We start from the raw sequence: 5816 nt of genomic DNA on the forward strand, positions 1-5816 counted from the left end.
GTGCTTTTGCCGTTACGCACCACGCCTTCAGTAGCGGAGCAGGAAGGACATCTGATGGAAATGGAAGCCACGCAAGCACCTTAAAATCACCATCATACACTAAATCAGTAAGTTGGCAGCATTACCGCTCGCTCCTTGGTCTTGAGTTCAGGTCTAAATCTTGTGAGTGAAAATTAAACACTCATACGTCCACCCAGTTTTATTTACTGTGTTGTTAGCCAATATATTGGATACTATGCCCAAGTGACTCAACTCTGAATTCTGTATCTTGAAGTCACTTGGAGATATGGCAATAGTGCATTATTGAAGGAAATAGGTAATGAGTAAAAAAATGACCATGGCTGAGATTTCAAGGCAGCTTGGAATTTCAACAATGACTGTGTCGCGTTACTTTAATGGCGGTTATGTCTCGGAAGAGAACCGCCTTAAAATTGATGCCATCGTCAAAGAGAGTCATTACACGCCTAATATATTTGCTCGCTCCATTCGTAGCCAATCCAATATTATTGGTTTCATCGCGCCTCGTATTGAGTCATATACGACCAGTTTAGTGATTAAAGGGGCGCTGGCTGCTGCCAATGAATCACAAGTACGAATGCTGTTTCATGCCACAGGGTTTAACCATGAGTCAGAATGCCAAGCTGTGAGAGAGTTTAACGGCTTAAATGCATTGGGCACGATTATTATTGCGTCAAAGCACAGTGTCGAAGAGACTTTTTATCGAACCTTAGACAATGTGGTATTTATTGGCAAAAATACCCCCCACCATTGCTGTTTATATTACCCCGATCATGCAGCGATTAAAGCCCTCGTCTCCCACACCATCACTCAGTTAAAACAGCAGCAGGCACCGCTGGCTGCCGTACATTATATTTATGATGAGCGTATGCTTTCTAGCCGCACTAAGTTGATGCAAGCCACTATTACCGACACCGTCCCTGAGTTGAATTTATCACTACAAGCCCTAGCCAACTCGGAGGACAAAGCTGGCTATCAGGCCGTTCAATTACAGCCTAATCATGTCTACTTTTGTGCCACCGATAATATTGCCATTCGTTTATATCGTCGCGCCAAAGAACAGCAACTCAAGATCGGTCATAACGTATGGATTGTAGGCATGGGTGACTATGACTACAGCGATTTGTTAGTCCCGAGCCTGACGACTGTCGCTTTTAACTACTATCAAGTGGGCTACCAAGCTGTCAAAAAATTGCTCAAGCGCGATTTCAGTTCTGTTGAAGGCACATTCGACATAAAGATGAGAGAAAGCTCACAATTCCTCTGAAATTGTGTTGAGTCCAAATCGGTTCTACTTAACTATATATGTTAACGATAACACATATAGTATAACCGATGACACTCGCTCCTAATATGCACTCAAAACCACTCGCGTGGTGGAAGAAAGCAACCGCCTACCAAATTTATCCCCGTAGTTTTTATGATACAAACCAGGACGGTATTGGTGACATCAATGGCATCATTGCTAAGCTCGATTATCTTGCTGATTTGGGCATTGATTTAATATGGATTTGCCCATTCTATGCATCACCTAATGATGATAACGGGTACGATATTAGTGACTATCAAGCGATTCATCCTGACTTTGGAACCCTTGAGGATGTGGATGAACTAATCAGTGCTGCTCATAAACGTGGCATTCGCATTATTATGGATTTAGTGATCAACCACACTAGCGACGAGCACCCATGGTTCATTGAATCTCGAGATAACAAAAATAGCCCTAAGCGCGATTGGTATATTTGGCGTGATGGTTGTGAGCCTACCGCTGAAAAACCGACTTGCGACCCAAACAACTGGGAAAGTATTTTTCATGGCAGCGCATGGGAATATGATAAAAAAACTGCACAGTACTACTTGCACCTATTTTCAAAAAAACAACCTGATCTGAATTGGGAAAATCCTGAAGTTAAACAAGCACTATTTAAAATGATTTATTGGTGGTTGGAGCGTGGTATTGATGGCTTCCGTGTGGATGCAATTAGCCATATTCAGAAACAACCAGGTTTACCTTCTTTACCCAATCCAAAGGGTGAAAAGTATGTCTCTTCGTTTGATTATCATATGAATGTGGCAGGGATTGAAAAACATCTGCATGAGTTAAAAGAGCAGGCGTTTGATCCCTTTAACATAGTGACAGTTGGTGAGGCTAATGGGGTGACTGCCGACAATGCATTACTTTGGGTTGCCGAAGCGACCGAGCACGATCAAGGCGGTGTTTTCAACATGATTTTTCAGTTTGAACACATGAAGCTATGGTCGGAAGAACAAAGCAACGTGCCTTTAGATCTAGTGGAGTTCAAACGCATTTTATCGCGTTGGCAAGATGCATTAGAAGGTAAAGGCTGGAATGCGCTTTATTTAGAAAACCACGATCAAGCTCGTAGCATTGATACTTTTGCCGACCCTACCTCTAGGTATGCCAGTGCTACCGCGTTAGCGAGTTGTTATTTCTTGATGAAAGGAACTCCGTTTATTTATCAGGGCCAAGAGATTGGTATGGTAAATCATCAGTTTACTTCTCTTGATGAATTTAATGATGTGTCTGCTAGAAATTTAATTCAAAAGCTATCTCAACAAGGTCAAAGCGATGCAGACATCTTAGCCTTGTTAAATCAAGTATCTCGCGACCACAGTCGCTTGCCAATGCAATGGAATGCGCAGGATTTTGCCGGTTTTTCTGAGGTGCAACCTTGGTTCTCCGTCAATCAACAGTACGCAGATATCAATGTTGAGCAACAACAGAAAGATCCAAATTCGATTTTGAGTTTCTATAAGCAGCTGATTGCTCTGCGTAAGTCAAATGTAAGTTTAGTGGTTGGCCGCTATCAATTGCTGCTACCTAACGACCCTAATATCTATGCTTATCAACGTGTTGCACAAGATATGACATGGACCATTATTACCAATTTAAGTCCACAAGAGAGCATCGTTGATATCGACCGCATGCAATTAGGCGAGTTAATGCTTGATAATCAGAATGTCAACAATGAACACGTTCGCTCAGATTTTATAGCGACGCAAATTGCCCCACCTTATGCTGCGTATATATTTGCAAGAAAGCACTAAATTATATTTATCGCAGGGCCTTGATAAGGCTACCCTGCATTTAAACCAAGGAATCATTTATGAGTCAGTTACTATCTTTTGATTTTTGGCAACGATTTGGGAAATCCCTTATCGTTGTTATCGCGGTGATGCCAGCCGCTGGTATCATGATATCACTCGGTAAAGTTGTCGCAATGTATGCTGGTGGTATTGGTGCCATTGAAACACTAGGCGCTATTATGGAAAACATAGGCTGGGGGATCATAGTTAATCTTCACCTATTATTTGCTGTCGCTATTGGTGGATCATGGGCTAAAGAACGTGCAGGAGGAGCATTTGCCGCGCTGATCGCCTTCATCTTAATTAACCGTATCACTGGGGTTATATTAGGCGTGGATAACGCTATGCTCAGTGATCCCGAGGCGGTTGTGATGAGCCTATTTGGTTCTGAGCTACCTGTCTCTCAATTCTTCACTAATATTTTGGGTGCTCCTGCTCTAAATATGGGTGTGTTTATCGGTATTATGTCTGGCTATTTAGGTGCCAACTTATTTAACCGTTATCATGACTTCGCTCGCTTACCTCAGGCATTAGCATTTTTCAACGGTAAGCGTTTTGTACCTTTTGTTGTTATTTTCTATTCGATGATTATTGCGTTTGCTTTATCAATCGTATGGCCTTTAATTCAAGGTGCGCTTAATGATTTTGGTCAATGGATTGCAACCTCTAAAGACACTGCGCCGATCACTGCTCCTTTCTTGTATGGTACGTTAGAGCGCTTATTACTGCCATTTGGTTTACACCACACTTTAACTATTCCAATGAATTACACCGAGTTGGGTGGTACTTATGAGCTTTTAACAGGGGTGAATGCGGGGGCAAGTGTTTATGGTCAAGATCCACTATGGCTTGCTTGGGTTAGCGATTTAAATAATCTTAAATTAAGCGATCCGACAACTTACCAACATCTATTAGATACGGTGCATCCAGCACGTTTTAAAGCGGGCCAAGTTATTATCGCAGCGTCTTCATTGATTGGTATTGGACTTGCGATGTATCACTGTGTTGATAGTGATAAGCGCGCACAATACAAGCCAATGTTTTTATCTGCGTGTCTTGCTGTGTTATTAACCGGTGTGACAGAGCCTATTGAATTCATGTTTATGTTTATTGCTCCTGTTTTGTATGTTGCGCATGCGGTATTAACAGGGATTGCATTTGCGTTGGTCGATGTGATGGACCTACGTATACATGCCTTTGGTTTGATTGAGTTACTCACTCGTATACCTATGATGGTTTCAGCGGGAATCGGTGGTGATTTGGTTCGCTTCGCATTGGTTTCTATTGTTTTCTTTGGTGTTAACTATGGATTATTCCGTGTGCTCATTGTCAAATTTAAATTGCCAACACCGGGCCGTATGGGTAACTACCTCGATGAAAGTTCAGAATCCATGTCAGAAGATGAGAAGATGGACATTATTATTCAGAATTTAGGTGGCCGTGCCAATATTGTTGAGATTGATGCTTGTATGACTCGCTTGCGCATTACAGTTAATGACCCGCAGTTGGTTGCTGAATATGCATTATGGAAGCCGACAGGAGCACTTGGTGCTGTAATTAAAGAACAGGGAGTACAAGTTATTTATGGTCCAGGAGTGGATGTCATTAAATCTAGATTAGTTGAGAAGTTTTCAGCACAACCTGCGTAATTCATTCTCTACCCTAGATAAAATAACCTCGAGAAACGCAGCCTTGAGCTGCGTTTAACTCGCTACAATGAATAAGTGAATAATAAATGAAGTTAATGACGCTAAATACCCATAGTTGGCAAGAAGAGAAACAACTAGAAAAGTTGGATGTGGTAGCGCAAGCCATTATCGAGCAAGGGTGCGATGTCGTTGCATTACAGGAAGTGAATCAACATCAAAATAGCTCGGCTGTTGATGCCAATATATTAACTAATCACACCGTGCTCGCTGATAACTATGGATATTTATTACAGAAAAAACTCATGGAATACGGCTATCACTACCAACTTACATGGGATTTCGTTCATCAAAGTTATGACGTATATCAAGAGGGACTGGCATTCTTGACGCGACTGCCGATTGTCGAGCATGAGGTCATTGACCTAAGTGATAACTATGATGTGAACTTTTGGAAACATAGGCGAGCAGTGCGTATTAAGGTCACTTCTCAACGAGGTGATTTCAATCTTTATAATTGTCATTGCGGCTGGTGGAGTGACTCAGAGAGCTCATTTGAGGACCAGTTCAACAGAATAAAGGCAACATTATCAACAGAGTTGAGCTTTCTATTAGGCGATTTCAACAACCCAAGCCATATACGCAATGAAGGTTATGATTATGTATTACAGTGCGGTTTGATAGATTGTTATGAAATAGCAGAAATAAAAGACTCCGGAACTACTGTAATTAAAAATATTGACGGTTGGGAACAAAATAGCCAAGCGCTACGCATTGATTTGGTTCTTAGTAATCAACCGATGGTGGTAAAGCAGCATCAGGTGATTTTTAATAACGATTTTTATCCGGTTGTATCGGATCACTTTGGGGTTCTGGTGGAAGTAGACATTATTTAATGTTTATTCATAGACTAAACCGGTAATGACTCCAACTTACTGATAGTGTTTTATGTTCAGATAATGCCCGATGACCTTGTCATGCAGCTCCACCGATTTTGAGAACGACAGTGACTTCCGTCCCAGCCTTGCCAGATGTTGTCTCAGA

General features: G+C 41.7%; 6 protein-coding genes. 4 read left to right on the forward strand and 2 right to left on the reverse strand.

The window, feature by feature from the left end:
* On the reverse strand, positions 1–71 hold a 71-nt coding region (locus M8318_RS00330), incomplete at its 3' end, for an IS1 family transposase (protein ID WP_044061500.1).
* A 248-nt stretch (positions 72–319) separates the two neighbouring features.
* On the opposite strand from M8318_RS00330, the gene M8318_RS00335 reads away from it, so the two are divergent.
* The 4 genes from M8318_RS00335 to M8318_RS00350 all read left to right on the forward strand — a co-directional run bounded on the left by M8318_RS00335 (position 320) and on the right by M8318_RS00350 (position 5668).
* On the forward strand, positions 320–1285 hold the full coding sequence (locus M8318_RS00335; RefSeq protein ID WP_045332106.1) for a LacI family DNA-binding transcriptional regulator: 966 nt from the start codon (positions 320–322) through the stop codon (positions 1283–1285).
* 68 nt (positions 1286–1353) lie between these two features.
* Positions 1354–3087, forward strand: a complete 1734-nt coding sequence (locus M8318_RS00340; protein WP_062779822.1) for a glycoside hydrolase family 13 protein — start codon at positions 1354–1356, stop codon at positions 3085–3087.
* 59 nt (positions 3088–3146) lie between these two features.
* Positions 3147–4775, forward strand: coding sequence for a PTS transporter subunit IIBC (locus M8318_RS00345; RefSeq protein WP_062779820.1), 1629 nt, complete (start codon positions 3147–3149; stop codon positions 4773–4775).
* Positions 4776–4861: 86 nt separating this feature from the next.
* A complete protein-coding gene (locus tag M8318_RS00350; RefSeq protein WP_073971254.1) occupies positions 4862–5668 on the forward strand; it encodes an endonuclease/exonuclease/phosphatase family protein in 807 nt (268 codons plus the stop codon).
* A 36-nt stretch (positions 5669–5704) separates the two neighbouring features.
* Here the strand turns inward: M8318_RS00350 and M8318_RS00355 are convergent.
* Positions 5705–5816, reverse strand: a 112-nt coding sequence (locus M8318_RS00355) for an IS1 family transposase (RefSeq protein ID WP_001691633.1), incomplete at its 5' end; no start/stop codon positions are given.

It is taken from the genome of Leclercia tamurae (assembly GCF_025566055.1).
In the GTDB taxonomy this organism is placed as follows: domain Bacteria; phylum Pseudomonadota; class Gammaproteobacteria; order Enterobacterales; family Enterobacteriaceae; genus Enterobacter; species Enterobacter tamurae.